At 75.1% G+C, this 2,265-nt stretch carries 1 protein-coding gene; it reads right to left on the bottom strand.

Annotated features, from left to right (window positions below; all coding sequences use genetic code 11):
- On the bottom strand, positions 1-2,265 hold a 2,265-nt coding region (locus AB0F11_RS38090), incomplete at both ends, for a beta-ketoacyl synthase N-terminal-like domain-containing protein (RefSeq protein WP_362184442.1).

Below are 2,265 nucleotides of genomic sequence, written 5' to 3'. Positions count from 1 at the left end.
AACGCCTCCGCAAACACCGGAAACGCAGCAGCCAACTCCGCACCCATCCCCACCCGCTGCGCACCCTGACCCGTGAACAGGAACGCCAACCGGCCGGTCCGGACCTCTCCCCCGCCACGTACCAGCCCGGGCGCATCGCCGCCGTCGGCGAGGGCCTTCAGGCCGGTCAGCAGCTCCTCCCGGGTCGTGCCGACGACGGCCGCGCGGTGGTCGAGGGCGGCACGGGTCGTGGCCAGCGAGTGGCCGACCTCCGCCGGACGGGCCTCGGGCCGTGCCTCCAGGTGGGCGTGGAGGCGTCCCGCCTGCGCCCGCAGCGCCGCCTCGTCGCTGGCCGAGACCAGCCAGGGGACGGGGTGGGGGTGCGCCACCGGCTCGGCGGGCGCCTCGGGGACGGGCACCGGGTCGCCCTGTTCGATGATGACGTGGGCGTTGGTGCCGCTGATGCCGAACGAGGACACACCGGCCCGGCGCGGACGGTCCGCATGCGGCCACTCGCGCGCCTCGGTCAGCAGCCGTACGGCTCCTGCGTCCCAGTCGACGTGGCCGGAGGGCTCGTCGACGTGGAGGGTCTTGGGCAGGGCCGCGCGGCTGATGGCCTGGACGACCTTGATGATGCCGCCGACGCCGGCCGCGGCCTGGGTGTGGCCGATGTTCGACTTCAGCGAGCCCAGCCACAGCGGCCGGTCCTGCGGGCGGTCCTGGCCGTAGGTGGCCAGCAGCGCGTGCGCCTCGATCGGGTCGCCCAGCCTCGTACCCGTGCCGTGCGCCTCGACCAGGTCCACGTCGGCGGCCTTCAGGCCACCGTTCGCGAGGGCCTGCCGGATCACCCGCTCCTGGGCCGATCCGTTGGGCGCGGTGAGGCCGTTGGAGGCCCCGTCCTGGTTGATCGCGGAGCCTCGGATCACGCCCAGCACCCGGTGGCCGTTGCGGCGGGCGTCCGACAGCCGCTCGACCAGCAGGAGCCCGACGCCCTCGGCCCAGCCCGTGCCGTCCGCCTGAGCCGAGAAGGACTTGCAGCGGCCGTCGGGCGACAGGCCGCGCTGCCGGGAGAACTCCACGAAGGCCTGCGGCGTGGACATCACGGTCACCCCGCCGGCCAGGGCGAGGTCGCATTCGCCCTGCCGCAGCGCGTTCGCCGCCAAGTGCAGCGCGACGAGGGACGAGGAGCAGGCCGTGTCGACGGTCACCGCCGGGCCCTCGAAGCCGAAGGTGTAGGACACCCGGCCGGAGGCGACGCTGCCCGCGGTGCCGCCCGCGCGGTAGCCCTCGAGCCCCTCGGGGAGGGTGCCCGCACCGGAGCCGTAGTCGTGGTACATCACCCCGGCGAACACGCCCGTACGGCTGCCGCGCAGCGAGCCGGGCACGATGCCGGCGTGCTCCATGGCCTCCCAGGCGGTCCGCAGCAGCAGGCGCTGCTGCGGGTCGGTGGCCAGGGCCTCGCGCGGCGACATCCCGAAGAAGCCCGCGTCGAACTCATCGGCGTCGTAGAGGAATCCGCCGTGGCGGGTGTAGGACGTACCGGGGTGGTCCGGGTCGGGGTCGTACAGGGACTCCAGGTCCCAGCCCCGGTTGTCCGGGAACCCGCCCACCGCGTCCACGCCGTCCGCGACGAGCCGCCACAGGTCCTCCGGCGAGGCCACACCACCCGGGTATCGGCAGGCCATGCCCACGATCGCGATCGGCTCGTCCGCCATGCCGGCGGACGCCGTCCGCGGGGCGGCGGCTCCGGTCGCGCGCTCGCCGGACAGCCGGTCCAGCAGGTGCGCGGTGAGGGTCCCGGGGGTGGGGTGGTCGAAGACGAGGGTGGTGGGCAGGCGCAGGCCGGTGGCGGTGCCGAGGCGGTTGCGCAGTTCGACCGACGTCAGGGAGTCGAAGCCCATGTCCTGGAAGGTGCGGTCGGCGTCGAGGTCGTACGGGCCGGTGTGGCCCAAGACGTCGGCGACGTGCGTACGGACCAGCTTCGCGACCGCCCGCTCCCGCTCCTCGGGCGACAGCCCGGCCAGCCGCCCGGCCGGCGCGCCTGAGGTGGACGGGGCCACGCCCGCGGCCTGCCGGGGTCGGCGCGGCGGTACGAGGCCGCGCAGCATCGGGGCCGGTTCGTCCTGGGCACGCAGGGCCGGGACGTCGATCCCGGTGAGCGCGAGTACGGGCTCGTCCGTGGCCTGGGCGGCGTCGAAGAGGCGCATCGCGTCGTCCGTGGCCAGGGGCCGCAGCCCGAGCCGGGACAGCCGCCGCAGATCCGCCTCGCCAAGATGGCCGGTCAGC

It is taken from the genome of Streptomyces sp. NPDC032472 (assembly GCF_040636955.1).
GTDB lineage: Bacteria > Actinomycetota > Actinomycetes > Streptomycetales > Streptomycetaceae > Streptomyces.
Note: the sequence above shows the minus strand (reverse complement) of the source record. Positions and strands in the feature narration are given on the sequence as shown.